Below are 26,978 nucleotides of genomic sequence, written 5' to 3'. Positions count from 1 at the left end.
GGCCAATGGAGTGGAAACGCCAGGCTGCGGACGTTGGCAAACGCCTCTTGGTCAATCGACGAAAGAGGCGCAACTGATAGTCAACGCGCGGCGTGTTTGGCCCGCGCGGAGTGATACGGTCCGGACGCTCTCACGATTTGCGCCGGATCGGCGAACGGGAGACCAAATATGCAACGTGCCCTGGGGGCCCTGACGGCCGTCGCCGTTCTGTGCGTGATCCTGCTCGGCCCCGTCTTCCTGGCGGTCAGCGCGGCGGACCATTGGACCGTCTCCGAGCGCTGCGGCAGCCAGATCGGCTGCGAGAGCACGGCCAACCCCGTCACCGGGAGCTGAGGGGGCGCGGGCGGCGGGAGAGACCCGCCGCCGGCGATTTGCCTTTTCGTCGCGCATCGCGCGAGAAGGCGCCGCTCTCCATCAAGGATCGAGAGCCTCTTATCCGCGCGCGAACGCGCGGGACGCTTTAGCGGCGCGCGATGATCCACAGCGCGTGGATCATGCCCGGGAAGAAGCCGAGCAGCGTCAGCACGATGTTGATGAAGAACTGCAGCGTCAGTCCCACCTGCAGGAAAACGCCCAGCGGCGGCAGGAAGACCGCGCACAGGATGCGGATCAGATCGGCCATGGAACACTCCTTCGTTTCTCGATGAACGAAGAAGTCGGCAGAAAGATCCATTCAATCGTGAGATTGATCGTTTCGTCGCATCCCTGACGCGTCACGCGCGTCCTGGCGGCGGATCTGGTCGCGAAGATGAAACAAAAGCGCCCCGCCGGATGCCGGCGGGGCGCTTTTTCGTGTCGTCCGTCCGCGCGGGTGCGCGGGCCGCGCCTCAGTTGAAGAGGCTGCCGGCGCGGCGGAAGAGGCTCTTGCTGCCCTTCGAGACGTTGGAGAGGAAGCCCCCCTCCTCCTCGTCGGCCGCGTAGCCGAGGGCGGCGGGCGGGGCGGTGCTCGTCGCGGTGTCGCTCGCCTGGGCTTGCGCCTGGGCCTGCGCGGCGGGCGCGGTCGGCGCTGCGGGCGGCGCGGCGGCGACGCCGGCGGTGGAGGAGACGGCGACGCCCGGCAGAGACTGGCTCGACGGAGCGGCCGCAGTGGCGGCGGGCGCCGGCGCAGCGGGAGCCGCAGGCGCGACCGGCGTCGCCTCGACGGCGGCGACCGACGCCACGGGCTCGTCCTTGCGGGCGAAGGGGTTCGGGATGCGGAAGCCGCCGCCCGACTTCGTCTCCATCGCGGCGGTCGTGCCGCGCGGCGAGGGGCGCGGCATCGGCGTGCCGCCCGTGGAGGGCGCGGCGCCGAGATCGCCGGCGGTCGCGCTCGCGACCGTGGTCTCCGCGGCCGCGGGGGTGGCGGCGGGCGGCTCGTCCGCACCGCTGCGGCTGTTGTTGAACATCGTCGCGATCTGCTTCTCGCGGGCCGCCCAGCGCTCTTCGCGCTCCTTGCGGTTGTCGTCGCGCGCGATCGCGACCTTGCGCTTCTCGAGGTCGGCGTTGCGCTTCGCGGCGACGAGCTGCTCGATCTGCGCCTCGACCGTGTAGTCGGGGCACGAGGCGGTCGGCACGAAGGAGCCGCCGGCCGGACGCGCGTTGAAGACGTACTTGCGGCCGCACACGTCGACGCGCGGCTCCTGGCCGGTCACCTCGAAATGGTCCGACCCGTCCTTCAGCATCTCCCAGAATTCGAGATTCTTGCTGTCATGGTGACGCGCCATGTTCTCGGGCGTCATGCGGAAGGGCAAGGCCTGGACCTGGAAGCCCTTCTGGCCGCCGGCGAACGCCTCGCGCGCGAGGGCGTAGATTTCCTGGATCTGCTGGTCGTCCATCGCGTAGCAGCCGCGCGAGGAGCAATCGCCGTGGACCATGATGAACGAGCCGGTGCGCCCGTTGCTGCGGTCATACGTGTTCGGGAAGCCGAGATTGAACGCGAGGTGATAGCTGGAGTTCGGGTTCATCAGGCCCTGCGTGACCGTGTAGAACCCTTCGGGCGCCTGACGGTCGCCCTCTTTCAGCTTCGGGCCGAGTTCGCCCGACCAGGCGCAGATCTCGTACTCTTTCAAAAGCTTGTACTTGCCCGCGCGATCCTGCTTCCAGACCTCGAGGACCGACTCTTCCTTGTAGATGCGCAGGAGGATGGGCGAGCGCACGCTCATGCCCATCCGGTCGATCTTGGTCGCGAGGGCGGAGGGGACGGGGGCGAGGTGGGCCGCGGTCGACAATTCGCTGACCTGACACCCCGCGAGGGCGAGCGACACCAGCCCACCCGCGAGAACCGGGCCTCGGAGGCGGCGCAGGAGGCCGGGAACACTCATCCGGCGGTCGGTCGGCTTGCGGACTGCATCATAGTGCATGCGTTCATCCCGCGATCCACGGTGGCGACAATACTGACCACCGTTGCTGGCGTGTACCCTGTGTGGGGCCGGTTTACAAACCGTCAACGTTCCTTGGCGACGGCTTGTCCACCTGTGAATGGCGCGCTGTTGCGCGCGCGCAACGCTCAAGTCTCGAGCGTGCGTCCGATGGCCAAAAAGCGTTCGGCGCGCGACGCCTTCAGCGCCGGACCGTCGAGCTGGGACAGCTCGGAGAGCGACGCCTCGATGGCGGCGCCGACACGCTCGATCGTCTGCCCGAGATTGCGATGGGCGCCGCCGAGCGGTTCCTCGATGATGGAATCGATCACCCCGAGCCGCAACAGGTCCTGCGCGGTGATCTTCATGTTGGCGGCGGCCTCCTGCGCACGCGCGGCGTCGCGCCACAGGATCGAGGCCGCGCCCTCGGGCGAGATCACCGAGTAGATCGCGTGCTCCAGCATCAGGACGCGGTTCGCCGAGGCGAGCGCGAGGGCGCCGCCCGATCCGCCCTCGCCGATGATGATGGCGACGCTCGGCACGGTGAGGGTCAGCGCCTGCTCGGTCGAGCGGGCGATGGCCTCAGCCTGGCCGCGCTCCTCCGCGCCGATGCCCGGATAGGCGCCGGCAGTGTCGATGAGCGTGATCACCGGCAGGCGGAAGCGCTCGGCGAGCTGCATGATGCGCTTCGCCTTGCGGTAGCCCTCCGGCCGGGCCATGCCGAAATTGTGACGCAGCCGGCTCTCGGTGTCCGATCCGCGCTCGTGGCCGAGGACGGCGACCGAGCGGCCGTTGAAGCGGCCGACGCCGGCGACGATCGCCGCATCGTCCGCGAAGGCGCGGTCGCCGGCGAGCGGCGTGAAATCATCCACGAGGCGGGCGAGATAGTGGGAGGTGTGCGGCCGGTCGGGATGGCGCGCGACCTCGGTCTTCTGCCACGGCGTCAGCTTCGCGTAGAGCTCGGCGAGCGCTTTCTCGGCCTTGTCCTCGAGCTTGGCGATCTCGTCGCCCCCGTCCACGGCCGAACTCCCGCCGAGCGTGCGCAGCTCCTCGATCTTGCCGATCACGTCGGCGACGGGTTTCTCAAATTCGAGGAAAGTACGCATGCACCAAGGTCGCGGCTGTTAAGGACGAGGCGGACCCTTAAGTTGGTGACGCGGCCTGTCAAGCCAAACGCGTTCAATTCGCCGGTCAGGCGAGCGGGTGACAGTCGTTGAGAACGGCGACGAGGTGGTCGCTCTGCACGTGCGTGTAGATCTCGGTCGTCGAGATGTCCTGGTGGCCCAGAAGTGTCTGGACGACGCGCAGATCCGCCCCGTTGACGAGGAGGTGCGTCGCGAAGGCGTGCCGCAGGACGTGGGGTGACACCTTGGCGGCCGGGAGCCCCGCGGCGGCGGCGAGCGCCTTCAGTTCGCGCGCGAAGGCCTGTCGCGTCAGGTGCCCCTCGCGCGAGCGCGCGGGGAAGAGATAGCGGTTCGGCGAGGGCCCGCGTGCGGCACGGTGGCGCGCAACGGCCCGGCGCGCAGCCTCCGTCAGCGGCACGAGGCGCTCCTTGTCGCCCTTGCCGCGCACGATCATCGCCTCGCGCTTGTCGTTCACGGCCGATTCGGGGAGCGAGACGAGCTCGGAGACGCGCAGCCCCCCGGCATAGAGGAGTTCGAGAAGCGCGGAGCGGCGCGCGGGCGCGGCGCCGCCGGCCTCGGCCGCCTCCTCCGCGACGGTGAGGAGACGGCGCACCTCGTCCATCGACAGAATCTTGGGGAGCGATTTCGGCCGCTTGGGGCCGTCGACGAGCGCGCCGGGGTCGTCCCCGCGCCGTCCGTCCGCGTAGAGGAAGCGCATGAAGCGGCGCACGGCGGAGAGGCGCCGGTTCTGCGTCGTCTTCGCTTCGCCACGCGCCGACATCGACTGGAGGAAGGCCGACAGGTCCGCCTCCCCCGCCGCCTCGGACACGACGCCGCGCGCGCGGCAGACCTCGTCGAAACAGGTGAGATCCCGCCGGTACGCCTCGATGGTGTGGGGCGAGGCGTCGTGCTCCACCGCCATCATCTCCAGGAAGGCTTCTGCGGCCAGGGACATCGATTGCCTCTCCAGAACGAGCCCGGAGAGTGGCCGATCACGGATTTCAGCGGCGTGAGGGAAGTCGATCAAACTTTACCGATCGTCCCCTGTGGAGGCCGCGCGCCCGCCCCGGCCGCGCCGCTGCGGCGCCGGCTGGGCTTGACTGCGACCCGCGCGTTCGGCAGCAGGCTGCGTCACGGATGGATTGTGCCCTGCTGGCACAGGCTTGCATGGCGGGGCTTGCAGTCGGCCGCGTAATCCTGTCCGCTGGGCAGACGCGGCCCGGAAGAGCCGCGCGACGAAAGAAGGGGTGGGAGAACTCCCGTGGAACAGAATGGGCCGAAGGCCCTGTTGACGGCGTTGGAGGACCGCAATCTCGTGCTTGTGGGATTGCCGGGGGCCGGAAAGTCCAGCGTCGGAAAGCGCCTTGCGGCACGCTTGGCCATACCCTTCGTCGATGCGGACAATGAGATCGAGAAAGCGGCGGGCATGTCGATCAGCGACATCTTCGCCACGCACGGGGAGGCCGAGTTCCGCGCCGGCGAGACGCGCGTGATCACGCGCCTCCTGGAGGACGGGCCGAAGGTGCTCGCCACCGGCGGCGGGGCGTACATGTCGGCCGACACGCGCGCGGCGATCGCGGCGCGCGGCGTCTCGATCTGGCTCGACGCGTCGACGGACGTGCTCGTCTCGCGCGTCGCGCGCCGCGCGCACCGGCCGCTCTTCAAGGACGTCGACCCGCACCAGAAGCTCCTGGAGCTGCGGCGCTTGCGCGACCCTGTCTTCGCGGGGGCGGACGTGCGCGTCGTCTCCTCCTCGGGTCCGCACGAGAAGGTCGTCGCGGCCATTCTCGATTCCCTGCGCAACCATTTCAGCGCCACGCCGTTGGCGCACGAACCCATGAGTGAGGCATGACCACCACCGAGGCGACCCGCCCCCACATCCAGTCGGCCGCCCCGATCACGATCACCGTCCCCCTCGGCGAGCGCGCCTATGACGTCCTCATCGGCGACGGGCTGATCGCTGAGGCCGGCGCGCTGATCGCCGCGAGGCTCGGCAAGCGCCGCACGCTCATCGTGACCGACGAGAGCGTCGCCGCGCTCCACCTTTCCGCCCTTCAGGCGGGGCTGAAGGCGGGCGGCCTCGCCTCGACGAGCCACGTCGTGCCGGCGGGCGAATCCTCGAAATCGATCGGCCACCTCACCGCGACGGTCGACGCGATCCTCGACGCGGAGCTGGAGCGGGGCGACATCGTCGTCGCGCTCGGCGGCGGCGTCGTCGGCGATCTCGCCGGGTTCGCGGCCGCCATCACGCGGCGCGGCATGCCCTTCGTGCAGGTGCCGACGACGCTTCTCGCACAGGTGGACTCCTCCGTCGGCGGCAAGACCGGCATCAACACGCGCCACGGCAAGAACCTCGTCGGCGCGTTCCACCAGCCGGCGCTGGTCCTCTCCGATATCGCGACCCTTTCGACCCTCCCCGACCGGCACCGCCGCGCGGGCTATGCGGAGACGGTGAAGGCCGGCCTCCTCGGCGACCGCGCCTTCTTCGAGCGGCTCGAGGCGCAGGGCGCCGCCGCCCTCACCGACGGGCTCGTCGAGGCGATTGCGCGCGCGGTGGAGATGAAGGCGGAGATCGTCGTCGAGGACGAGCGCGAGACGGGGCGACGCGCCCTCCTCAATCTCGGCCACACCTTCGCGCACGCCGTGGAGCGGTGCGCGGGCTATGACGACCGCGTCGTCCATGGCGAGGCGGTCGGCCTCGGCTGCGCCCTCGCCTTCCGCTTCTCCGTCGCGCTCGGCCACTGCCCGGCCGAGGATGCCGAGCGGGTGGCCCGGCATCTGCAAGCGGTCGGCCTGCCGACGACGTTTGCGGACATTCCCGTGCCGCTCAACGCCGAGGACGTCGCAGGCGCGATGTCGCAGGACAAGAAGGTGAAGGACGGGGTGGTCCGTTTCGTGCTCGTCAACGGCATCGGGGATGCATTCGTCGCCGACGGCGTTCCGCCGGCGCGCCTTATCAGCTTCCTGAAAAGCGAGGGCCTTCCGTCGTCATGAACGACCGGTCGAACTGAGTGACGCCGATGATCGATTGGGGTCTCGGGCTCACCATTGCGGCGATCTTCGTCCTTCTGACGATGTCCGCGTTCTTCTCCGGCTCGGAGACGGCGCTCACGGCGGCGTCGCGCGCCCGCATCCACCAGCACGAGCGGCAGGGCTCCAAGCGGGCCGCCACCGCCGGCCGCCTGATGCAGTCGCGCGAGGAGCTGATCGGGGCGCTCCTCGTCGGCAACAACCTCGTCAACATCTCCGCCTCCGCGCTCGCGACGTCGGCCCTGATCCGCCTCTTCGGCGAGGCGGCGGTCGTCTACGCGACCTTCATCATGACGGCGCTCGTCCTCATCTTCTCCGAGGTGCTGCCGAAGACGCTCGCGATCCTGCGGCCGGAGGGCTTCGCGCTCGTCGTCGCCCCGATCGTGCGCGTGGTCGTCATCATCTTCGCCCCGGTGACGGTGACGGTGCAGCACATCGTGCGCCTCATCCTGCGCCTCTTCGGGGTGCGGGCGGACGACGAGCTCGTCCAGTCGGCGCGTGAGGAGATCCGCGGCGCGGTCGACCTGCAGCACGCAGAGGGCGGCCTCCACAAGGCGGACCGCGACCGGCTCGGCGCCCTCCTCGACCTTGCCGACCTCGAGGTCTCGGACGTGATGGTCCACCGGACGCGGATGCGGATGCTGAACGCGGACGACCCGCCCGATGCGATCGTCGGCGAGGCGCTCGCCTCCCCCTACACGCGCCTGCCGCTCTGGCGCGACACCAGTGACAACATCGTCGGCATCCTCCACGCCAAGGACCTCCTGCGCGCGATCCATGCGGCGGGGGGCGACTATGCGAAGGTCAACATCCCGGCGATCACCAAGCCGCCCTGGTTCGTGCCGGACACGACCGGGCTGCAGGACCAGCTGAACGCCTTCCTGAAGCGCAAGACCCATTTCGCCCTCGTCGTCGACGAGTATGGCGAGGTGATGGGGCTCGTCACCCTCGAGGACATCATCGAGGAGATCATCGGCGAGATCGAGGACGAGTATGACGTCGAGGTCGAGGGCGTGACGCCCCAGCCGGACGGATCGGTCATCGTCGACGGGTCGGTCACGATCCGTGACCTCAACCGTGCGCTCGACTGGTCGCTGCCGGACGACGAGGCGACGACGGCGGCCGGCCTCGTCATTCACGAGGCGCAGACCATCCCCGAGGTGAACCAGGCGTTCACCTTCCACGGGGTGCGCTTCGAGGTGACGGAGCGCGAGCGCAATCGCGTCACCAAGCTGCGCCTCAGCAAGAACGCGCCGCTTCCGGACTAGGGGAAAAAGAAAAGGCGGCGGCCGGGTCGGCCACCGCCTCGTTCGCCGTCAGGCGTGGCGCGTGGCGTTCGCGCCATAATAGTTGATGTAGCGGTGCGAGATCCCGGCGACGGGGAGCACCATCATCACGTCGGTCGTGCCGAACTGGTGGTCGATGACCGCGCCGTCGGCGACGAAGGCGCCGAGCCGCAGGTAGCCCTTGATGAGCGGCGGCAGGGCACGCAGCGCCTGCTTCGGGTCGACCTTGTCGGCCGGCATCATGTTCATCGACACGTAGCGCTTCGGCAGCGCGCTGACGCGCCACTCCGCCGGAGCCATGTGGTTGTGGTGAAGATAGGAGAGCGCAACGGAGAGCGCCTCGAGATCCGTCCCGCCGAGCGAGGCGCAGCCGAACATCACGTCGACATTGTGCCGGAGGACGTAGGACCAGGCACCGTGCCACAGGAGCTCGACGGTGCGCTTGTCGCGATAGGGCTTCAGGACGCAGGACCGGCCGAGCTCCAGGAAGCTGAGATCCCGGTGGCCGTTGATCATCGGCTGGATGTCGAACTCCGAGGCCGAATAGAAGCCGCCATTCTGCTCGGCAATCTCCTGGCGGAGCAACCGATAGGTGCCGACGATGCGCGGCCGCGGCTTGCGGAAGCGGCGGGCGGCGACGTTGTGGTCGAGCACCAGGAGGTGATCGCACAGATTGTCGAACTGGTCGCGGTCGCGGCGCGTTGCCATCGTGTAAGCGTCGGCCTGCGCGGCGAGCTCTTCGTAGAAGACCTGGTAGCGGATCTGCTGAGCCCGCTTCACTTCGCCCGTGGTGCGGGCGAGGCGGACCTCAAGCGTGCCGAGCTGACCGAAGGTCGGCGTCTTGCGGTCGAGCGGCGCGATGCGGCGGCCCGGCAGACGCGGCTGCGTGCCGAGCCACGGGCCGACGGCCGTGTGGGGGTTGCGGCCCGTTGGAACGAAGCGCCGGACCACGGGCGACAAGGATCGGAGCCGGGCGACGGTGCGCCGGCGGCGATGGTCACGGGGTTCGACGATCAACGGCTGCCCCCCGATGTAACCACCGAGCGGTTGGTTCCCATGGATATTGCGCCCCTTCCCGCGCCACAGATCACGACACGTCGTGGCTTTGTAACAGGACGTTATTGCCCCGGCGCGTCCTTCGCAACGTGGTGATCCATCACCGTCCCGCAAAGATCCCGATTTCTTGCGGTCATTGGTTGCGACATCTCGCCCCATCATGTACCTTAGGTTGATTTTCTTGCATTGAGCCAGGGCGTGGTCAGTCGCATCACCACCATCGCATTCCGCGGGATCGACACGGTACCCGTGGACGTCGAAGTGCAGATCGCCCCCGGCGCCGTGGGCTTCATGATCGTCGGCCTCGGGGACAAGGCCGTGACCGAGAGCCGGGAGCGCGTGCGCGCCGCCCTCACCGCCTCGGGCCTCTCGCTGCCACCGCGCCGCATCACGGTGAACCTCGCCCCGGCGGACCTTCCGAAATCGGGCAGTCATTATGATCTGCCGATTGCGCTCGCCCTGATGGCCGCGCTCGGCATCATCCCCGGCGAGGCGCTCGCCGATCACGTCGTCGTCGGCGAATTGGGGCTCGACGGGCGGATCGTCGGCGTCGCGGGCGTGCTGCCGGCGGCGGTCGGCGCGAACGCGCTCGGCAAGGGCCTCATCTGCCCGGCGTCCGACGGGGCGGAGGCCGCCTGGGCCTCGGCCGACATGCCGATCCTCGCCCCGGCAAGCCTTGCCGCCCTCGTCAACCATTTCGCCGGGCACCAGTCCCTGTCGCGCCCGCGCCCGACGATCCATCGCCCCGGCCGCATCGGGGCCGACCTTGCCGACGTGCGCGGCCAGGAGAGCGCGAAGCGCGCGCTCGAGATCGCGGCCGCCGGCGGGCACAATCTCCTCATGGTCGGCCCGCCGGGCTCGGGCAAGTCGATGCTCGCCGAGCGGATGCCCTCGATCCTCCCCCCGCTCGAGCCGAACACCCTCCTCGAAAGCGCGATGATCCGCTCCATCGCGGGCGACCTCGCGGGCGGCCGGCTCGACAGCGCCCCGCCCTACCGCGCGCCACACCACTCCGCCTCGATGCCGGCCCTCATCGGGGGCGGGCCGAAGGGGCGGCCGGGCGAGGTCTCGCTCTGCCATGGCGGCGTCCTCTTCCTCGACGAGCTGCCCGAGTTCGCGCCCCAGGTGCTCGACGCGCTGCGCGAGCCGCTGGAGACGAGGAAGGCCACCATCGCGCGGGCGAACACGCGCGTCTCCTACCCCGCCCGCTTCCAGCTCCTCGCCGCGATGAACCCCTGCCGGTGCGGCCACGCCAACGAGCCCGGCCACACCTGCAAGCGCGGCAAGGCCTGCCAGGACTCCTACCAGTCGCGCATATCCGGGCCCCTGCTGGACCGGATCGACCTCACGATCCGCGTCGGCGCGGTGACGCCGGCGGACCTTCGCGCCCCGCCGGGCGAGGCCTCGGTCGCGATCTACTCCCGCGTTTCCGAGGCGCGGGAGCGCCAGCGCCACCGCTACGCCGCCTCCCCCCACATTCCCGTCAACGCCGAGTGCGCGGTCGACATGCTGGAGGCCGTCCTCGCCGCCGAAAACGAGGCCCTCTCCCTGCTCGACCAGGTTGTGACCGAGCGGCGCCTCTCCGCGCGCACCTATCACCGCACGCTGAAGGTCGCCCGCACCATCGCCGACCTTGCCGGCAGCGACGGCGTCAAGCGCGCCCATGTCGCCGAGGCGATCGCCTATAGGCACGCTCTTTAACCTTGCTGATGGACGACCTCTTGCGCTTTTTCTCGCGAAGCCCCCAGAAACACTTCATGACCGGATTGATCTTGAGCGATGTGCAAGAGGCTAGTGAGGCGTTGATCAACGCCTTTCGCTCGGCTCGTCGCGTCGTCGTCTTTACCGGCGCCGGCATCTCGACCGAATCCGGCATCCCAGACTTTCGCAGCGCCGGCGGGATCTGGACCCGCATGGAGCCGATCCTCTACGACGCGTTTCTCACCTCGGAAGACGCGCGCCTCACCGACTGGGAGCGCCGCTTCGACATGGCCGAGCGCTTCGCCGCCGCCGAGCCGAACGCCGCGCACCGGGTCGTCGCAGCCCTCGCCCGCTCCGGCCTCGTCACCACGGTGATCACCCAGAATATTGACGGCCTTCACACGCGCGCCGGCGTGCCGCGCGAGAAGCTGATCGAGATCCACGGCGCGGGCGACCACGCGACGTGTCTCGAATGCGGCACGCGCCACGAGATCGAATACGCGAAAGAGACGATCGAGCGGACCGGCGCCTCGCCGCGCTGCACCGCGTGCGGCGGCCTCATCAAGGCGGCGATCATCTCCTTCGGCCAGCCGATGCCCGAGGCCGAATTGCAGCGCGCGATGGAGGAATCAATCGAGGCCGACCTCTTCCTCGCCCTCGGAACATCGCTCGTTGTCTACCCCGCAGCAGCCCTGCCGCAGGTCGCGCGGGAGGCCGGCGCGATGCTCGTCATCGCCTCGCGCGCCCCGACAGAACAGGACAAAGACGCCGATCTCGTCGTGCGAACGCCGCTCGCGGCGACGTTCGCGATCATCGAACAGGTGAAAATTTGACGAAATTCGTGTGTCTCATTCGCAACACAGAGCGGCAAGACGGCGACACCAGTCGCCGAAACGGTGAATCAATGGTAACGTACGATTCACGGATGCGTTGGACGGCAGTGTCATTGGTAAAGTGGCGGGTTTAGTGGTGAGCGACGACAAAGCGGTTCGATTTTACGAGGACTATTCTGCCGACGACCGGGGCAGCACCCCGAACTTCGAAGGTCTGGAAGGACTGACAGAGATGTCAGGCCGCATCAAATGGTTCGATGTCGGCAAGGGCTACGGCTTCATCGTTCCCGACGATGGTGGCGCCGACGTTCTTCTCCACGTGACCTGCCTTCGTCGCGACGGATACCAGAGCGCCTATGAAGGCGCCCGTGTCGTTTGCGAGTGCGTGAGCGGCACCAAAGGCCTTCAAGCCTTCCGTATTCTTTCGATGGACGAGTCGAGTGCGGCTCATCCTTCGCAACTCCCGCCTTCCCGTGCGCATATCCAAGTTACGCCGGAAGGTCCCGCAGAATTCGCGCGGGTGAAATGGTTCAACCGTTCCAAGGGATACGGTTTCCTGACCCGCGGCGAAGGAACGGCCGACATCTTCGTCCACATGGAGACGCTGCGTCGCTTCGGGATCACCGAGCTGCGGCCGAACCAGGTGGTGAAGGTCCGTTTCGGCCCCGGCCCTAAGGGTCTGATGGCGGCCGAGATCCTGCCGGAATCGGGAACGACCGTCCCCCAGTCCCACTGACGCCATGACGCGCGTCGCCTCCCTCGTCTGCGCGGCGATCCTCCTCGCCGCGCCGATCCCGCTCGCATCGCACCACGCGGCCTTCGCCGCCGACGCCGCGACGATCGACAAGGCCACCCTCCCGGCGGACGAGCTCGTCCTCGTCACCGGGAGCGGGACCCACACCTTCACCATCGAGATCGCCGACGATCCGGTCGAGCGCGCGCAGGGGCTGATGTTCCGCGAGACGATGGCGCGCGATCACGGGATGCTGTTCGATTTCGGCCGCGAGGCGCCCCGCGCCTTCTGGATGAAGAACACCCCCCTCCCGCTCGACATCATTTTTACGCGCGGCGACGGGACGGTCGTCTCCATCGCCAAGCACACCACCCCCTTCTCCACCGATTCGATCCCGTCCGACGGTCCCGCCCGCTTCGTCTTCGAGGTGAATGCCGGCGTCGCCGACGAGATCGGCCTCGCCCCAGGCGACACGCTCCTCCACCGCCGCGTCGACGGCTGACCGCCCGCGCCGCGCGACGCTGACTTCAGACTCGCCGCGCGACGCTGACTTCGGCCGCACCTTGCGACGCTGACTTCGGCGGCGCCTCGCGCCGATCCCACCGTTGCCCGGCGCGAAGCCAGCGTGTAGGAGATGGCTGCGCATGTCGGGGCATAGCTCAGTCTGGTAGAGCACCGGTTTTGGGAACCGGGGGTCGTAAGTTCGAATCTTGCTGCCCCGACCACGCGCCGGCAACGCCGGTTCGCCGGGCCGAGGCCCGCCTTGGAGAGACGGATGCGAGCACGAATTTTCAAACCGGCCCGTACAGCCATGCAGTCCGGCAACCGCCGCACGCGGCTCTGGCGCCTCGAGTTCGAAGGGCTCGGCCCCCTCGAGGTCGACCCGCTGATGGGGTGGACGAGTTCGGCCGACACCAAGCGCCAGATCCGCCTCGAGTTCGCGACCAAGGAAGAGGCGATCGCCTACGCCGAGCGCCACGGCATCGAATTCCGTGTCGAGGAGCCGAAATCCGCCCAGGAAAAGCGGATCGCCTACTCCGACAATTTCCGCTCCGACCGCGCCGCCCCCTGGACCCACTGACGCGCGGCGCTGGGGTTCTGATCCCGCGCGCGGGGCTCGGCTGATCGGACGTCCGGCCGGGCACGGCTGACCTCGCGGCCACCGCAGATCGACCGATCCGGCGGCCATTGGGGCTCGGCTGAACGCGCGGCCACCGTGTGTCGGCCGATCAGGCGGCCATCCTGGGCACGGCTGGCCGCCTCGTGGCGACTGGGGCTCTGCTGGCGTCGCCACCACCGGGGGCCGGCTGATCCGGCGGCCGTCGGGAGCTCGGCCAGGCTGATCTGAACGCCGCCGAACCCGCGTACCGCCTCAGATCCCCGCCCAACGCTTAGCCGGGCACGACCACGTCTCTGCGCCGCCGGCCACGCCGGGCACGAGCTGCGGCACCACCCTCACCGCGAACGAGCGAGGCCGGCCCGATCCGGCTGCGCCCGATCAAGACCCCGGTGCACGCCTCCCGGCCAGCAGCGCCGCCCGGACACCAACCGCTTGCCTCCCCATCGGCGGGGATGATACCGAACACCGCGCGCCGCCCGGCACCGCCACGCCCCGACGAGCGCCCGTTCGGCCACAAGCCCGAACACCAGACGAAAACGGCCCCGTAGCTCAGCTGGATAGAGCAACGGACTTCTAATCCGTAGGTCGTAGGTTCGAGTCCTACCGGGGTCGCCAATCTTTTCAGTGGGTTAGCCACCGACCTTCGTTGAAGTGGCAGCGCTTGTACACACGGCCTCCGGCTTCACATTCTCTACAATAAAGGCTCCGGCATCCGCGATCTCGTCCGGGTCGGCAGCCGACTACAACCGACCCGCATTGATCGCGCGCTGCCGGTCGATCTTGTCGTCTCGACGTTGCTTCACCCTCCGCTCGGGGACACCCAGGCCGAGCGTGACGGCGGAAGCCGCACCAATGGGCTGACGAGCGAGGAGCCGCCGCGCCTTCGCCGCGAGAACCGCCTGTTGCGCCAGGAGAGAGATATCCTCTCAAAGGCCGCAGCCTGGTTCGCACAGGAGAGCGGCGCGACGCGCTCCCGGCGACAGATCACCCGCCGAGGCCGAGCGAATGGCGGCAGAAGACCGCCCACTGGGGCAGGATCAGTCGCCTCGCACGAAGAGGCACGCTAGCGGCCGAGCAGTCCCGTCGTGAACACGTCCGCGGCCGCGCCGAAGACGGCCGCCCGCCCCTCGCCCGCCGCGCCATGGACGCGAAGGCAGAGTTCGTGGGCGAACGCGGTCCGTCCATCATGGTCCTGCCGCATCTCGCTCAAGACCCAGCGCACGACCCGCCAGCCGCTCACGAGATGGGCGTCGGCGACGACCGTGTCGGGCACCATCCGCGACAGCGTGGCGTTGAACTCGGTGAAGAGGTCGAAGACCTCGTCCGCGCCGGACGCGTGGCCGAAGCGGCTCACCTCGGCAAGCGCGGCGAGCCGGCCCGAGACGCCGGGCACGACCGGTGCATCAGGCAACGACGCGACGAGGCGCAGGACCCCGCAATGCACCACGACGTGCAGGTCCCGCTCCTTCGGGTCGAGCGGGTTTGACAGCGATCCCACCCCCGTCCGCACCTCGATCAGCCCCTCATAGGCCAGCCTCTGGAGGGCCTGCCGGACGGGCGTGCGCGACACGCCGAATTCGTTCGCGAGCGCGCCTTCGAGAAAGACCGTCTCCGCATCGACCGGCTGCAGGAAGATCCGCTTGCGGATGGCGTCCACGATATCGTCGACGCGGGGTCTGGAAGTCACGCTCATTGCCGGATCCGGGACTGATGCGCCGAGCCTGTCACAGACCTGACGCACAACATGTATACAGGTGCGCAACATTAGCGTAAGGTCGCCGTCCATGCAACAACCGCCCCCACCCGCGCGCCGCCGACCCGACTGGCCGGGCATCGTCGTCGTCGCGTTCATCTTGGTTGCGGCGGGCACCCTCGTCTTCAACATCGAGCTCAATATGCGCGCCGCCGGCATGACGCCCGGCTACGGCTTTCTCGCGCAAACGGCCGGGTTCGACCTCAACGAAAGCCTCACGGCCTACCGCGCCGACGACACCTATGCGCAGGCGATCCTCGCCGGTCTCGTCAACACCATCGTCCTCGCCGCGGCAGCGCTGGTCCTCGCGACCGTCCTCGGTGTCCTCATGGCGCTCGTCAGCGTCTCGTCGAGCCCGCCGGGGCGCGCGCTCGCGCTCGTCTATGTCGAGGTCTTCCGCAACCTGCCGAAGATCCTCGTGCTCCTCGTTCTCTACGTGGTGGCAGTCCAGGGCCTGCCGCCGGTGCGTGAAGCCCTCTCGCTGGGGCCGGTGCATCTGTCGAACCGCTCGCTCTATCTCCCGATGATCGAGCCGCGGCGGGCGCAATTGTGGCTCCTCCTGCCCGTCGCGGCGTGCGCCCTCGGCTCGGCCTGGATCTGGATGAGGGCGCGCAGGGTCAAGCGCGACACAGGGCGGGAGTGGCCGGTCGCCCCGCTCATCGTCGGGACGATGCTCGTCGGCCCGGCGCTCTTCGCATGGGCTGCGCAGATCCCGCTTCCCGTCAGCGTGCCGCGGCTCGAACGCTTCGACTATGTGGGCGGCGCACGCATGTCCGTCCAATTCGTCGTCGTCCTCGTCACGCTCGGGATCTACCACGGCGCGCAGATCGCGGAGGTCGTGCGTGGCGGGATCCTCGCCATCCCGTCCGGTCAGGTCGACGCGGCACGCTCGCTCGGCCTCTCCCCCCGGCAGGCGACCCGGTTCGTCGTGCTGCCGCAGGTGCTGCGCATCGTCATCCCCCCGATGATCAATCAGTACGTCAATCTCATCAAGAACACCTCGATCGCCATCGCCGTTGGGTACTCGGACCTGATGTCGGTGAGCAGCACCATCATCAACCAGACCTTCCGCCCGCTCGAGATCATGCTCGTGACGATGGCGCTCTATCTCGCGCTCTGCCTCATCGCCTCGACGGCGTTGAACCGCCTCAACGACGCTCTTCGCGCGCGCTTCGGCTCGAACGCCGCATGATGCCAGCCGCACCGCCTCCGGCCGCGAGGCGCAGCATCCTGCGGGACTGGGCCGGCACCCCGATGACGGCGCTCGTGTCGGGGGTGAGCGCGGCCGTCTCGCTCTGGCTAATGTGGAAGGTGGTCGACTGGGCGTTCCTGTCGGCGACCTCCCCCCTCGCGCCGATGGACCGCTGCGTCGAGAATGCCGGCGCCTGCTGGCGCTTCTACGCCGAGAAGACCCGGTTCATCCTGTTCGGCACCTACCCGTTCGACGCGCACTGGCGGCCGGCGCTCGTCAGCGTGCTGTTGCTCGGGCTGTCGGCGCTCGTCGGGGTGCGGATCACGGGGCGGCTCGCATGGCTCAGTCCGCGGGCACTCGCCGGGCTCTGGGTCGTCGCCGTCCCGCTCGCGCTCCTTCTGATGGGAGGGGGCTGGGCAGGGCTCGTCCCGGTCGACGTCTCGCGCTGGAACGGGCTTCCGGTCCTCCTGATCCTCTCGGTGATCGCGATCGCGCTCGCGTTTCCGCTCGGCGTGGCTCTCGCGGTGCTGCGGTACCAGACGGCCTCGCCGGTCCTGCGCCGCGCCGCAATCGTCTACATCGAGACGATGCGCGGTGTGCCCATGGTGACGGTGCTGTTCGTCGGCGTCTTCGTGCTGCCGCTGACGCTGCCGCCGGGGACGCGGATCAGCCCGGTGATCGCGACGCTGATCGCGCTCATCTTCTTCCACGCCTCCTACATCGCGGAGGACCTGCGCGGCGGGCTTCAGTCGGTGCCCGACGGCCAGGGCGGGGCTGCGCATGCGCTCGGCCTCTCATGGGCGAAGACGATGCGGCTGGTGGTCCTGCCGCAGGCGCTGACACGCGCCCTGCCGGCGCTCGTGAACTCGGTGATCGGCGCCTACAAGGACACCTCGCTGGTGGTCGTGCTCGGTCTTCATGACCTCACCTCGACCGCGCGCATGGCCTTCAGCGCGCCGGGTTGGGGGGCCTATGCGCTGGAGGCGTATGCCTTTGTCGGCGTGTGGTTTCTCGCGACCTGCGCATTCCTGTCCTGGGTGGGGCGCGACCTGCACCGGCATAAAAATTCGCACCGTCGCTGAACTGTCATGAAAAATTTGAAATATACCTGTATACAGGTTGGGCGTTGACCCACTGCCCCCTTCAGCTGGAGCATCCCATGCCAACCACCAGGACCCTCGGCCTGTTCGCGGTCGCCACCTTCGCCCTCGCCTCCATGCCGGCCGCCGCCGGACCGGTCATGGACGCCATCAAGGCGCGGGACAGCCTTGTCTGCCTCGTCAGCCCCACCGCGCCGGGCTTTTCCGTGCCCGACTCCCAGGGCGTCTTCCAGGGCTTCAATGCCGACTTCTGCCGCATGGCCGCCGCCGCCATCCTCGGTGATGCGGACAAGGCCGACATCCGCGGCGTCGGCTTCTCGGACTCGATGAAGACGCTCGTCGCGGGAGAGGCCGACATGGCCTCGCGCTCCATCACCCGGACCGGCACCCGCGATGCGGACGAGGGCATGGCCTTCGTCGTGACCACCTTCTACGACGGCCAGGGCTTCATGGTGCCGCGCGCGCTCGGCGTCGCGAGCGCCAGCGAACTGGACGGCGCCAGCGTCTGCGCCGAGGACGGCTCGACCACGCTCCTCAACATCGCGGACTGGTTCGGCGCGCGGAACATGAACTACCGGGTGGAGAATATCGCCGACAAGACCGCCCGGCTCGAAGCCTTCTTCTCCGGCAAGTGCGACGTCTACGCGTCCGATATCACGGCGCTCACCGCGGACCGGCAGCTCGCCCCCAACGCCGCGGACTATGTGATCCTGCCCGAGGTGATCTCGAACGAGCCCCTCACCCTTGTCGTGCGGCCCGATCAGGCCCTCGAGGCGGCGGTGTTCTGGGCGTTCCAGGTCATGCTGAACGCCGACGCCTACGGCATCACGTCCGCGAATATCGACACCGTGGTGGCCGACATCGACAATCAGCCGGCCGCCGTCCAGCGCCTCTTCGGCGGCGAGTCGGCCGCGACGGACATGGCCGCCAAGCTCGGCCTGCCGCAGGACTGGTCGGTCCAGGTGATCCGTGAGGTCGGCTCCTATAGCGAGGTCTTCGACCGCCATCTCGGCGCCGACACCCCCTTCGGGCTCGACCGCACACAGACGCCGAACGGCACCCCCGCCGACGGCGGCCTGATGTACGCCCTGCCGATCCGCTGAGCCTCATCGACGCGCGGCGTCACGCGATGCCGCGCGTTCGTCTTTCTACGGGAACTCCAATGATGCCGATCGGCCAAGACAGCGAAGCCACCATTGCGATCCGCGCCATCTGCGCCCGGCAAGGCGGAGGGCGCGTCATCACGATGGGCTGCCCGGGCCTCGAGACGGACCATCGCGGAGACGCCTGGCTCAGCCCCGAATCACGCGACGCGACCCTGGCCGGGGCGGTTGCGGCCGGGATGCGCCTCCTCATCATCCTGGCGCAGCGCGACGAACTGCCGGAGGGGGCGGTCGCCGAACTCAAGACGGCCGCCCGCGCCCTCGGCGTGCCCTCGATCCATCTGCCGATCGAGGATTTCAGCGTCCCGTCGCGGCCCTTCCTGCACGCCTGGAGGCGGCTTGAGCCGGTGTTCGGCCGGCTCTTCGCCGATGACCACGCGATCGGCATGTGCTGCCAGCATGGCGCGGGCCGCAGTGGAATCGTCGCGGCCATGCACCTGATCGACGCGGGATCGACGCCGACGGACGCGATTGACGCGATGCGCGCGCAATTCCCGGAGACGATCGAGAACACCCTTCAATATCGCTGGCTCGAGGACTACCAACCGGGCGCCGCCTGAAGGCGCCCTCCAGCCCGTGGGGCGGATGGTCCGGCTGCGCCGAGGAGACGACCAGGAACGGCCACGCGGGCCTCTTCGACAATGGCTCCATACTGACCGACCGGCTCGCACGCGGCCCGAGCGTTGATCGTCGATTATCGGCCGGGACGCCGTGGAGGTGGTGCCGACGGGAACTCGACGACCTGGACGAGGCCGCCGCCGGGGCGGTTCGAGATCCGAATGTCGCCTCCGTCCTTGCGCACGATCTCGCGTGAGATCGAGAGGCCAAGCCCGGCGCCCGGTATGTTCTGCCGCCGGGCGCGGTCGGCGCGGAAGAAGGGCTCGAACACCTGGTCCAGAACCTCGTCGTCGATGCCCGGCCCGACATCGACGATCGTGACGCGCGCCGTCGCCCCTCCCATCACGCTCGCCACCGCGCTGATCCCGTGGGTCGCCGCGTTGATGAGGAGATTGCGCAGCGCACGGGTGAGCGCGAGCCGGCTCGCGTGGATCGAGACCTCGTCCGTCTGCGCCACCTGCACCCTGAAATCCTGCTCCCGCAACTCGGCGACGACCGCCCGCACCAGCTCGTCGACCCGGATCAGCTCGGGCGAGGCCGGCGCCGTTTCGTCCCGGACGAACTGGATCGTGCTCTCGGCAATCCGCTCCAGCTCGTCGATATCGTTCAGCCACGACGCCCGATCCTCGTCGTCGGTCACGAACTCCGCGCGCAATCGCATCCGTGTCAGCGGGGTTCGCAGGTCATGGCCGGCCGCCGCGAGCAGCCGCATCCGGCTCTCGATCGCGCGCTTCAGGCGATGGGAGAGTGTGTTGATGGCGATGGCGGTGGCGCGCACCTCCGTCGGCCCCTGCTCGGCGAGCTCCGGTAGGCTGCCGTCCGGATGCACCGATTCCGCCGCCCGTTCCAGGAGCGCCAGCGGACGGCTCATCCGATGCGCCGCGAAGAGGGCGATCGAGCCGACGGCGATCGTGATGAGGATGAACCAGGCCCAGAGTTCGGGATCGGCGGGGGGATCGAAATCGATCAGGAGCCAGCGCTCGGGGGCGACGCGGAGCGAGGCGGTGCGGACGCGGCTGTCGGCATCATCATAGGTGACGGCGAGGTCGAGCGGTGTGCCGAGGCGCGCCGTCGCGGTGCGCAGAAGCTCGGTCTGCTGCTCGTCCGGCACGCCGGCATGGGGATGGTGCGCCAGCTCTTCGCCGAGCGGATTCGTTTGCGCGAGCTGTTCCATCTGGATGAGCTGCCGCGCGAGCATCTCGACGAGGGCTTCGGTCGGTGTCCGGAAGGCGGTGACCATCGTCAGCGTGATGAGGGCGACGATCGTGACCATCGACCCGACGAGGAGCAGCGCGATCTTGGCGCGGAGCGTCTTCACCCGGACTTGCCCTCGATGCGCACCTTGGCCGTCAGCTGATAGCCGCCATTGCGGATCGTCTTGAAGACCTGATCTCCCCCGCCATCCGACATCTTGCGCCGCAATCGGCTGACGAGAACGTCGATCGACCGGTCGAGCACGTCGACGTCCCGCCCCCGCGTGAGGTCGAGGAGCTGGTCGCGGGAGAGGACGCGGCCGGGCCGGTCGAGGAATGTCATGAGGAGATCGAACTCGGCGCCGGTGAGCACGACGTCCACACCGCCGGGATCGACGAGCGAGCGCATGTGCGGATCCGCGACGAAGCCGCCAAAATGGTAGAGGCCGGCGGCGGCGGGCTCGGCTTCGGTGCTCGAGGTGCGGCGCAGGACGGCCCGGATCCGCGCGACGAGCTCGCGCGGGTTGAACGGCTTTCCGAGATAGTCGTCCGCGCCGATCTCGAGGCCGATGATGCGGTCGACGTCATCGCGCAGGGCGGTGAGGAGGATGATGGGGATGTTCGTCCGCGACGCGCGCAGGTCGCGGCAAAGGTCCAGCCCCGACCCGTCGGGCAGCATCACGTCGAGAACGATGATGTCGATCTTGTTGGTCGCGATCTTCTCGCGCACCTCGGCGCACTTCTGCGCGCGGACGACGCGGAACCCCTGGTCCTGCAGATATCGGGTGACGAGTTTATTGATCTCGTGATCGTCGTCGACGACGAGGACCTGTGTTTGCGTGCTCATGACAACCGGTGGCGTCTCCATCTCGGCGACGATGTATCCCAGCCGGTTTGCCGCAGAAAAATTTTCTTGCGTCGAAACATGTCCGGCGCCCGCCTGGACACATTCTGACACAAGAATCCGTTCTGCCGAGACGTCTGGACCAGTTGGCCGGGATCGCCAGCAAAAACGGCGATCTATCGCTCCCCCCATGTAAAACATCGGGGGTCCCGAATGTGCGTTTTATCTGGGTCTAGCCACAGCCTGAAACCCGCGAGTGGTCGTGTGTGGCCCGAGGCTGGCCGGTTCGGCGTGAAGCCGCTCGCGACGTCGCTGCGGCGGCAAATCTTCAGCAGTCCCTGGCGCGGTGCGGGACTGACGGCCGCCACCGTGGTGGGCACGGGGGTGTTGCGGGCGCTCGCCGCCCAGGCGGGTGCGGCTCACCCCGTGCCGGTGGACGTCGTCTTCGGCGCCGCGCAAGTGTGGGTGAATTGCGCGACCGTCCTCGCGGAGGAGTTGCTGGAGAAGACCGCCGCGCGCGTGCCGGACGGGGCGGCGCGCGTTCTCTTTCTCGCCCTGACGGCGCTCCTTCCCGGCTGTGCCGACGCGCCCCTCGTCGCAGGCACCGGGCTCTCCGCCTACAGCGCGCTGGCGCCCTCGAACGGCCTCATCACCAAGTCGAACGTGCATGTCGACAAGGCGGAGGTGCTGGCCGCGAAGACGATCAACATCATCCCGGCGAGGTTTCCGGCCACGGTCGCGCCCAAATTCTCCGCCCAGCAGCGCGACCTGGTGTCGAACGCCGTCGACCGCGCCCTGTGCGTCAGCCTCAGCCGCCGCTTCGTCGTCGTCGGTCCGAACCAGCCGGCGGACCTGACGGTGAGGGCCGCGGTGACGCGCGTGTCGGGGACCAACGAGATCGCCGCCGGCGCGTCGGTCGCGACGTCGATCGCGATGAGTTTCGTCGAAACCGCAGTGCCGATCCCGACCCCGCGCATTCCGCTCGGCATGGGGGCCATCTCGATCGAGGCCGAGGCCCTCGATCCGAAGGGGAAGCAGCGCGCGGCGATGGTCTGGGCCAAGGGCGCGAACATGATGTTCAGCTCCGCGCGGATGTCGAAGGCGAGCGACGCCTATGACCTCGCGGCGGCATTCGGGGCGGACTTCGCGCAGCTGCTCATCAAGGGCGAGAGCCCCTTCAAGGGGTCCGGGATCGGCATTGACCTGCCCACCTGGCAGGGCATCCGCTCGGCGATGGGCCTGCCGGCGAAATATGCGGCGTGTGAGAGCTTCGGCCGCTCACCGGGGCTCGTCGGCGTGGTCGCCGACCAGGTGGGCCTGCCGCCGGAGTGGATCGACAAGGGCCGGACGAACGGCTTCGCCGATCCCGCCGCCCCGAAGCGCCGCACCGCGGACCTCATCGACGGAAGCCCCGGTGGCCGCTAACGCCCCCTCGCCCGACGGCACCGAATATGGCCAGCGCGTCCCCCGCGCGCTGTCCCTCTCCCGCATCTGCGATCGAGGACGCGTCGTGCTGGCACTCTGCGCCATCGGATCCTTGCTGGCTCTCGCCGTCTCGGCCGCACTGACCGAGACGGGCGCGGTGGCCCCTCAGGACGGCCGCCAAACCGCCCTTGCGGTGACGGTCGGCACGGTGCGCGCGGAGCTTGTCGAGAACGTCGTCGCGGTCACCGGCTCGGTCACCGCCTGGCGCGAGCTGCCGGTCAGCGCCGAAGCCGACGGCCTCGCGATCGTCGAGATCCACGTCGACGAGGGGGATTTGGTCCGCAAGGGCGAAATTCTGGCGCGGCTCGATCGCCGAGTCCTCCTCGCCCAGACCGATGAGCACGAGGCCGCCGTCGCCGAGGCCGAAGCGAACCTTGCGAACGCCGTGTCCGACGAAAAGCGCGCCCGCTCCGTCACCAACGGCATCGTCAGCGAGCAGACGATCGAGCAGCGGGCGACGCTGGTGAAGACCGCCGCGGCAAGGCTCGCCGCGGCGCGCGCGGTTCTCGCCGGCACGATGGCGAGGCTCGCGCAGACGGAGATCGTCGCCCCGGCGGACGGGCTGATCGCCACCCGCAGCGCGAGCCTCAGCCAGGTCGTCGCGACAGGCACCGAGCTGTTCCGCCTCGTCGAAGACGGACGCATCGAGGTCAATGCCTTCGTGCCTGAAACCGACCTCTTCGCCATCCACCCACGTCAGGCGGCGCGCGTGATCGACCCGATCGGCCGCGCCCACGCGGCATCCGTCCGCCTGGTGACGCCGCTCGTCGATCCGGCGACGCGGCTCGGCATTGTTCGGATCGCGCTCGCCGAAGGGACGCAATTGAAGCCCGGCATGTTCGTGCGCGTGGAGGTCGAGACCGGCGCGTCGCCGGCGCTGACCGTCCCCTTCGAGGCGCTGGTATGGCGGGAGGGGGAGCCCGCGGTCTTCACGATGGACAGCGACGGTGTCGCGGTCCTCGAGCGCGTCACGGTTGGTCGCAGCACCGGCACGCGGGTCGAGCTCATCGATGGTGTCGTCGCAGGCGAGCGCATCGTCGTCGGCGGCGCCGGGCTCGTGAGCGCAGGCGAGCGGGTCCGGGCCGTCGTCGCGGCCACCGAGCCGGTCACGGCCACGCCATGAACCGGATGTCCGCATGGGCGATCCGCAATCCGGTGCCGGTCGCGACGCTGTTCCTGTTCCTCTCCCTCGCGGGCGCGTTGGGCTTCGCCAAGCTGCGCCTCAACGACATGCCGGACATCGACATTGCGTCGGTGACGGTCACCGTGATGCGCCCCGGCGCCACGCCGTCCGAAATGGAGCAGCAGATCACCGAGCGCATCGAGGACAGCGTCGCCGGGCTCGGAGGCGTCAAGCACATCCGCTCCACGATCAACGAGGGCGTCTCCACCACCGATATCGAGTTCGCCGTCGGCACCCCGACCGACCGCGCGGCGGAGGATGTCCGCGCCGCGGTCACGTCGATCCGCGCCGACCTGCCAGCGGACGTCCTGGAGCCGGTCGTCCAGCGGGTCGACGCCACCGGCCCGGCGATCCTGACGTTCGTCGTCGATGCACCCGGCATGGCGCCCGACATTCTGAGCCGGTTCGTCGACGACGACGTCGCCAAGGCGGCGCTCTCGGTCGACGGGGTGGCGCGGATCGAGCGCGCGGGAGGCGTGGCGGAGGAGATCCGCGTGCGGCTCGATCCCGACCGGCTGGCCGCGCTCGGCGTGACCGCCGCGCAGATTTCGGCCGCGCTCAAGGCGCACAATGTCGACGCGCCGGGCGGGCGCGCGGCCCTCGCCGGCGCCGAGCAGGCGATCCGGCTCCTCGGGAATGCCGGCGACGTCGCCGCGCTTGCGCGAATGCGCCTCGGCCTCGGGAACGGCCGATCCGTCGCGCTCTCGGAGCTTGGCACGGTCGAGCGGTCGTGGGCCGAACCCCGCAGCCGGGCGCGCCTCGACGGGACCGAAGTGATCGGCTTCAGCGTCTTCCGCTCCGCCGGCTCCGGCGAGGTCGCGGTCGCGCGCGCGGTCCGAGCCCGCCTCGCCGCCTTCGCGGCCGCGCACCCCGACATCACGATCCGCGAGGTCAGCTCATCGACCGAGGACGTCCTTGAAGGCTACGACGCCGCGATCGAGGCGCTCGTGCTCGGCGCGGCCCTCGCGATCGCCGTCGTCTGGCTCTTTCTCCGAGACTGGCGGGCGACGCTGATCTCCAGCCTCGCCCTGCCGCTGTCGCTGCTGCCGACCTTCGCCGTGATGATGCTCCTCGGCCAATCGCTGAACAGCATCACACTCCTCGGCATCGCGCTGGTGGTCGGGATCCTCGTCGACGACGCCATCGTCGAAATCGAAAACATCGTCCGGCACATGCGCCAGTCCGGCAAGAACGCATACGACGCGGCGATGGAGGCCGCCGACGAGATCGGCCTCGCCGTGGTCGCGACGACGCTCTCCATCATCGTGGTGTTCATGCCGGTCGGGTTCATGCCGGGCATCGCGGGGCAGATCTTCCGGGCGTTCGCGATCGCGGTGTGCGCATCGGTGTTCTTCTCGCTGGTCGTCGCCCGCATCCTCACCCCCCTCCTCAGCGCCCACCTGATGAAGGCGCACGGGGCGCGGCACGACCACGCGTTCTGGGTGCCCGCCTACCTCTCGCTCCTGCGCCTCACGCTGCGATGGCGCTGGCTGACGGTCCTTGCCGGCGTCGCCTTTTTCGTTCTGTCCGCCAGCCTCGCCCTCGTCCTGCCCACCTACTTCATGCCGGCCACCGACCGGGGTCGCACGACGGTTTCGGTCGAACTGGCGCCCGGCGCAAATCTTGCCGCAACCGATGCCGTGGTCCGCCGGGCGAGCGCGATCCTGAGGGCCCGCCCGGAGGTCGCGTCCGTCTACGCGGCGATCGGGACGCCGATATCCGCGGCCGGCCTCGGCGACGGCGACGCCACGGGCGAGGTGCGCAAGGCGAGCCTCACCGTAAACCTCACCCCGCGCCACGATCGCGCGTTCTCCCAGCAGGCGTTCGAGATCGCCCTTGCCCCCGAACTCGCCGCGATAGGAGGTGCCCGCGTCGGGTTCGGCGGCTACGGAGGCGACGGCGTCGAGGTGCGGCTCGCCAGCGACGACGCGGCCGCACTGGCGCGCGCTGCCGCGGCACTGACACGCGAGATGCAAGGGATTCCAGGCTTCGTGAACGCCGCCTCGACGGCGAGCCTCGCCCGTCCCGAGCTACAGATCAGGCTGCGGCCCGACAAGGCGGCCGCGATGGGCCTCTCGACCGAGACCGTCGCCGAGACGGTGAGCATCGCGACGTTCGGCGCCGCCGCGCGGGATCTCCCGAAATTCCGTCTCGACGGCAGGCTCATCCCCGTCCGCGTCATGCTCGAAGACGCGGCGATGTCGGACCTTTCCCGGATCGGCGGGCTCGAAGTCCAGACATCGGCCGGACCCGTGCCCCTCTCCTCCGTCGCCGAGATCAGGCTCGGCGCGGGTCCGAACGAGATCAACCGCGTCGACCGCCGCCGCAGCGCGAGCGTGACGGCTGAGCTCGCCGGCCTCACGACGGGTCAGGCGGAGGCGATCGTCGCCGAACTTCCGTCAATCAAGGCCCTCCCGCCCGCAATCACGCGTGAAGCCGCGGGGGACGCGGAGAACATGGAGGAGCTTTTCGGCGGCTTCATCCTCGCCATCGGAGCGGGCATCGTCCTCCTCTATTTCGTGGTCGCGCTGCTGTTCAACGACGTCATCCAGCCGATCACGATCCTCACCGCGCTGCCGCTGGCGTTGGCGGGTGCCCTCGCGATGATGGCGATGACCGGTACGGCGCTGTCGATGCCGGCCCTCATCGGCATCCTGATGCTGATGGGGCTCGCCGCGAAGAACTCGATCCTCGTCGTCGAGTACGCCATCGTGGCGCGACGCGAGCGGGGCCTTGCACGGGAGGAGGCCCTGATCGAGGCGGCAGGCAAGCGGGCCCGGCCCATCGTGATGACGACGGTGGCGATGGGCGCCGGGATGCTTCCCCTCGCGCTCGGTATCGGCGCGGACGCTGAATTCCGCGCCTCGATGGCGATCGCGGTGATCGGCGGCCTCCTCAGCTCGACTGCCCTCAGCCTGATCTACGTCCCCGCCGTCTACACCATCATGGACGATCTCAGCCGCCGTCTGCGCCAGACCTTCGCCACGACCGCCGAGGCCCGCCCCTGCGCCTGAAAGGTGCGCTGCCCCGGCGCGTTGGCGGGGTCTCTTCTTGAACGAAAGCGTAGGGACAAGCGGCCTGGGGGCGACGCGCTGAAGCTGGGGCTGGCCTTGCGGGCGGGCGCAGTGCCGGCGACCGGTGGCGGCCTGGAACGTGGTTGCGCGGCCCCGGTCATCGCGCGGCTTCATCTCCGAGCGGCCCGACGGCCGCGCCGCCTCCCGTCTTCCG

24 protein-coding genes and 2 tRNA genes are annotated in these 26,978 nt (G+C 69.1%); 18 read left to right on the top strand and 8 right to left on the bottom strand.

All coding sequences use genetic code 11. From position 1 onward, the window contains the following. Positions 1–168 precede the first annotated feature (168 nt). Positions 169–333, top strand: coding sequence for a hypothetical protein (locus tag DBV35_RS30150; RefSeq protein WP_157961633.1), 165 nt, complete (start codon positions 169–171; stop codon positions 331–333). 127 nt (positions 334–460) lie between these two features. Here the strand turns inward: DBV35_RS30150 and DBV35_RS08115 are convergent, their stop codons facing one another. The 4 genes from DBV35_RS08115 to DBV35_RS08100 form a co-directional block, all read right to left on the bottom strand. Further along, complete coding sequence (locus DBV35_RS08115; RefSeq protein WP_108659659.1) at positions 461–622, bottom strand: YqaE/Pmp3 family membrane protein; 162 nt, start codon at positions 620–622, stop codon at positions 461–463. A 205-nt stretch (positions 623–827) separates the two neighbouring features. Continuing rightward, entirely contained in the window at positions 828–2,339 is a 1,512-nt protein-coding gene (locus tag DBV35_RS08110; RefSeq protein ID WP_108659658.1) for a L,D-transpeptidase family protein, read from the bottom strand. 146 nt (positions 2,340–2,485) lie between these two features. Next, on the bottom strand, positions 2,486–3,442 hold the full coding sequence (locus tag DBV35_RS08105; RefSeq protein ID WP_108659657.1) for an acetyl-CoA carboxylase carboxyltransferase subunit alpha: 957 nt from the start codon (positions 3,440–3,442) through the stop codon (positions 2,486–2,488). Between the two features lie 85 nt (positions 3,443–3,527). Continuing rightward, positions 3,528–4,415, bottom strand: coding sequence for a tyrosine recombinase (locus DBV35_RS08100; RefSeq protein ID WP_108659656.1), 888 nt, complete (start codon positions 4,413–4,415; stop codon positions 3,528–3,530). Positions 4,416–4,721: 306 nt separating this feature from the next. Between DBV35_RS08100 and DBV35_RS08095 the strand changes: the two genes are divergently transcribed. Genes DBV35_RS08095 through DBV35_RS08085 form a run of 3 tightly spaced genes read left to right on the top strand, consistent with a single transcriptional unit; the run spans position 4,722 to position 7,758 of the window. Next, complete coding sequence (locus DBV35_RS08095) at positions 4,722–5,312, top strand: shikimate kinase (RefSeq protein ID WP_108659655.1); 591 nt, start codon at positions 4,722–4,724, stop codon at positions 5,310–5,312. Further along, complete coding sequence (gene aroB / locus DBV35_RS08090; protein ID WP_108659654.1) at positions 5,309–6,454, top strand: 3-dehydroquinate synthase; 1,146 nt, start codon at positions 5,309–5,311, stop codon at positions 6,452–6,454. The genes DBV35_RS08095 and aroB overlap by 4 nt, the downstream gene beginning before the upstream one ends. A 26-nt stretch (positions 6,455–6,480) precedes the next feature. After that, complete coding sequence (locus DBV35_RS08085) at positions 6,481–7,758, top strand: HlyC/CorC family transporter (protein WP_108660621.1); 1,278 nt, start codon at positions 6,481–6,483, stop codon at positions 7,756–7,758. Between the two features lie 48 nt (positions 7,759–7,806). Here DBV35_RS08085 and olsB read toward each other — a convergent pair whose 3' ends face one another. Beyond that, positions 7,807–8,790, bottom strand: a complete 984-nt coding sequence (gene olsB, locus DBV35_RS08080; RefSeq protein ID WP_425428463.1) for a l-ornithine N(alpha)-acyltransferase — start codon at positions 8,788–8,790, stop codon at positions 7,807–7,809. Positions 8,791–9,030: 240 nt separating this feature from the next. On the opposite strand from olsB, the gene DBV35_RS08075 reads away from it, so the two are divergent. The 7 genes from DBV35_RS08075 to DBV35_RS08045 all read left to right on the top strand — a co-directional run bounded on the left by DBV35_RS08075 (position 9,031) and on the right by DBV35_RS08045 (position 13,834). Continuing rightward, the gene (locus DBV35_RS08075; protein WP_108660619.1) at positions 9,031–10,533 is read left to right on the top strand and encodes a YifB family Mg chelatase-like AAA ATPase; all 1,503 of its coding nucleotides are present in this window, start codon (positions 9,031–9,033) and stop codon (positions 10,531–10,533) included. Between the two features lie 101 nt (positions 10,534–10,634). Next, entirely contained in the window at positions 10,635–11,366 is a 732-nt protein-coding gene (locus DBV35_RS08070; RefSeq protein ID WP_245943873.1) for an SIR2 family NAD-dependent protein deacylase, read from the top strand. Between the two features lie 232 nt (positions 11,367–11,598). After that, on the top strand, positions 11,599–12,102 hold the full coding sequence (locus tag DBV35_RS08065; RefSeq protein WP_108659653.1) for a cold-shock protein: 504 nt from the start codon (positions 11,599–11,601) through the stop codon (positions 12,100–12,102). 4 nt (positions 12,103–12,106) lie between these two features. Continuing rightward, positions 12,107–12,601, top strand: coding sequence for a DUF192 domain-containing protein (locus tag DBV35_RS08060; protein ID WP_108659652.1), 495 nt, complete (start codon positions 12,107–12,109; stop codon positions 12,599–12,601). A 146-nt stretch (positions 12,602–12,747) separates the two neighbouring features. Further along, positions 12,748–12,824: transfer RNA gene (locus DBV35_RS08055), tRNA-Pro, on the top strand. 50 nt (positions 12,825–12,874) lie between these two features. Then, the gene (locus tag DBV35_RS08050; RefSeq protein ID WP_108659651.1) at positions 12,875–13,180 is read left to right on the top strand and encodes an ETC complex I subunit; all 306 of its coding nucleotides are present in this window, start codon (positions 12,875–12,877) and stop codon (positions 13,178–13,180) included. 577 nt (positions 13,181–13,757) lie between these two features. Further along, a tRNA-Arg gene (locus DBV35_RS08045) sits at positions 13,758–13,834 on the top strand. 448 nt (positions 13,835–14,282) lie between these two features. Here the strand turns inward: DBV35_RS08045 and DBV35_RS30145 are convergent. Further along, positions 14,283–14,912, bottom strand: coding sequence for a GntR family transcriptional regulator (locus DBV35_RS30145; protein WP_170134889.1), 630 nt, complete (start codon positions 14,910–14,912; stop codon positions 14,283–14,285). Between the two features lie 91 nt (positions 14,913–15,003). Between DBV35_RS30145 and DBV35_RS08030 the strand changes: the two genes are divergently transcribed. The 4 genes from DBV35_RS08030 (at position 15,004) to DBV35_RS08015 (ending at position 18,987) form a co-directional block, all read left to right on the top strand. Further along, a complete protein-coding gene (locus tag DBV35_RS08030) occupies positions 15,004–16,164 on the top strand; it encodes an ABC transporter permease subunit (protein ID WP_108659649.1) in 1,161 nt (386 codons plus the stop codon). Beyond that, entirely contained in the window at positions 16,161–17,246 is a 1,086-nt protein-coding gene (locus tag DBV35_RS08025; RefSeq protein WP_108659648.1) for an amino acid ABC transporter permease, read from the top strand. The genes DBV35_RS08030 and DBV35_RS08025 overlap by 4 nt, the downstream gene beginning before the upstream one ends. 77 nt (positions 17,247–17,323) lie before the next feature. Then, entirely contained in the window at positions 17,324–18,367 is a 1,044-nt protein-coding gene (locus DBV35_RS08020; protein ID WP_108659647.1) for a transporter substrate-binding domain-containing protein, read from the top strand. Positions 18,368–18,429: 62 nt separating this feature from the next. Then, entirely contained in the window at positions 18,430–18,987 is a 558-nt protein-coding gene (locus DBV35_RS08015) for a protein-tyrosine phosphatase family protein (RefSeq protein ID WP_157961631.1), read from the top strand. A 134-nt stretch (positions 18,988–19,121) separates the two neighbouring features. Here DBV35_RS08015 and DBV35_RS08010 read toward each other — a convergent pair whose 3' ends face one another. Then, the gene (locus tag DBV35_RS08010) at positions 19,122–20,363 is read right to left on the bottom strand and encodes an ATP-binding protein (RefSeq protein WP_108659645.1); all 1,242 of its coding nucleotides are present in this window, start codon (positions 20,361–20,363) and stop codon (positions 19,122–19,124) included. Beyond that, positions 20,360–21,085 (bottom strand): response regulator, encoded by a 726-nt coding sequence (locus tag DBV35_RS08005; RefSeq protein ID WP_108659644.1) that lies wholly within the window; start codon positions 21,083–21,085, stop codon positions 20,360–20,362. Before DBV35_RS08005 ends, DBV35_RS08010 begins: the two co-directional genes overlap by 4 nt. A 261-nt stretch (positions 21,086–21,346) precedes the next feature. Here DBV35_RS08005 and DBV35_RS08000 point away from each other — a divergent pair, with 261 nt between their 5' ends. From DBV35_RS08000 to DBV35_RS07990, 3 genes are read left to right on the top strand one after another with little or no spacing between them, the layout of a single operon-like run. After that, on the top strand, positions 21,347–22,507 hold the full coding sequence (locus tag DBV35_RS08000) for a DUF3313 domain-containing protein (protein ID WP_205648506.1): 1,161 nt from the start codon (positions 21,347–21,349) through the stop codon (positions 22,505–22,507). After that, on the top strand, positions 22,497–23,690 hold the full coding sequence (locus tag DBV35_RS07995; RefSeq protein ID WP_157961630.1) for an efflux RND transporter periplasmic adaptor subunit: 1,194 nt from the start codon (positions 22,497–22,499) through the stop codon (positions 23,688–23,690). Before DBV35_RS08000 ends, DBV35_RS07995 begins: the two co-directional genes overlap by 11 nt. After that, on the top strand, positions 23,687–26,764 hold the full coding sequence (locus DBV35_RS07990) for an efflux RND transporter permease subunit (protein WP_108659641.1): 3,078 nt from the start codon (positions 23,687–23,689) through the stop codon (positions 26,762–26,764). The genes DBV35_RS07995 and DBV35_RS07990 overlap by 4 nt, the downstream gene beginning before the upstream one ends. The last annotated feature ends 214 nt before the right edge of the window (positions 26,765–26,978 follow it).

The organism is Acuticoccus kandeliae (assembly GCF_003073115.1).
Note: the sequence above shows the minus strand (reverse complement) of the source record. Positions and strands in the feature narration are given on the sequence as shown.

What these genes read in the sequence shown, in the direction of transcription:
- DBV35_RS30145 (WP_170134889.1), bottom strand. Translation starts at nt 14,912, where the DNA reads ATGAGCGTGACTTCCAGACCCCGCGTCGACGATATCGTGGACGCCATC.
- aroB (WP_108659654.1), top strand. Translation starts at nt 5,309, where the DNA reads ATGACCACCACCGAGGCGACCCGCCCCCACATCCAGTCGGCCGCCCCG.
- DBV35_RS08050 (WP_108659651.1), top strand. Translation starts at nt 12,875, where the DNA reads ATGCGAGCACGAATTTTCAAACCGGCCCGTACAGCCATGCAGTCCGGC.
- DBV35_RS08015 (WP_157961631.1), top strand. Translation starts at nt 18,430, where the DNA reads ATGCCGATCGGCCAAGACAGCGAAGCCACCATTGCGATCCGCGCCATC.
- DBV35_RS08105 (WP_108659657.1), bottom strand. Translation starts at nt 3,442, where the DNA reads ATGCGTACTTTCCTCGAATTTGAGAAACCCGTCGCCGACGTGATCGGC.
- DBV35_RS08115 (WP_108659659.1), bottom strand. Translation starts at nt 622, where the DNA reads ATGGCCGATCTGATCCGCATCCTGTGCGCGGTCTTCCTGCCGCCGCTG.
- DBV35_RS08100 (WP_108659656.1), bottom strand. Translation starts at nt 4,415, where the DNA reads ATGTCCCTGGCCGCAGAAGCCTTCCTGGAGATGATGGCGGTGGAGCAC.
- DBV35_RS08030 (WP_108659649.1), top strand. Translation starts at nt 15,004, where the DNA reads ATGCAACAACCGCCCCCACCCGCGCGCCGCCGACCCGACTGGCCGGGC.
- DBV35_RS08065 (WP_108659653.1), top strand. Translation starts at nt 11,599, where the DNA reads ATGTCAGGCCGCATCAAATGGTTCGATGTCGGCAAGGGCTACGGCTTC.
- DBV35_RS08060 (WP_108659652.1), top strand. Translation starts at nt 12,107, where the DNA reads ATGACGCGCGTCGCCTCCCTCGTCTGCGCGGCGATCCTCCTCGCCGCG.
- DBV35_RS08005 (WP_108659644.1), bottom strand. Translation starts at nt 21,085, where the DNA reads ATGAGCACGCAAACACAGGTCCTCGTCGTCGACGACGATCACGAGATC.
- DBV35_RS30150 (WP_157961633.1), top strand. Translation starts at nt 169, where the DNA reads ATGCAACGTGCCCTGGGGGCCCTGACGGCCGTCGCCGTTCTGTGCGTG.
- DBV35_RS08110 (WP_108659658.1), bottom strand. Translation starts at nt 2,339, where the DNA reads ATGCACTATGATGCAGTCCGCAAGCCGACCGACCGCCGGATGAGTGTT.
- DBV35_RS08020 (WP_108659647.1), top strand. Translation starts at nt 17,324, where the DNA reads ATGCCAACCACCAGGACCCTCGGCCTGTTCGCGGTCGCCACCTTCGCC.
- DBV35_RS08025 (WP_108659648.1), top strand. Translation starts at nt 16,161, where the DNA reads ATGATGCCAGCCGCACCGCCTCCGGCCGCGAGGCGCAGCATCCTGCGG.
- DBV35_RS08085 (WP_108660621.1), top strand. Translation starts at nt 6,481, where the DNA reads ATGATCGATTGGGGTCTCGGGCTCACCATTGCGGCGATCTTCGTCCTT.
- DBV35_RS07990 (WP_108659641.1), top strand. Translation starts at nt 23,687, where the DNA reads ATGAACCGGATGTCCGCATGGGCGATCCGCAATCCGGTGCCGGTCGCG.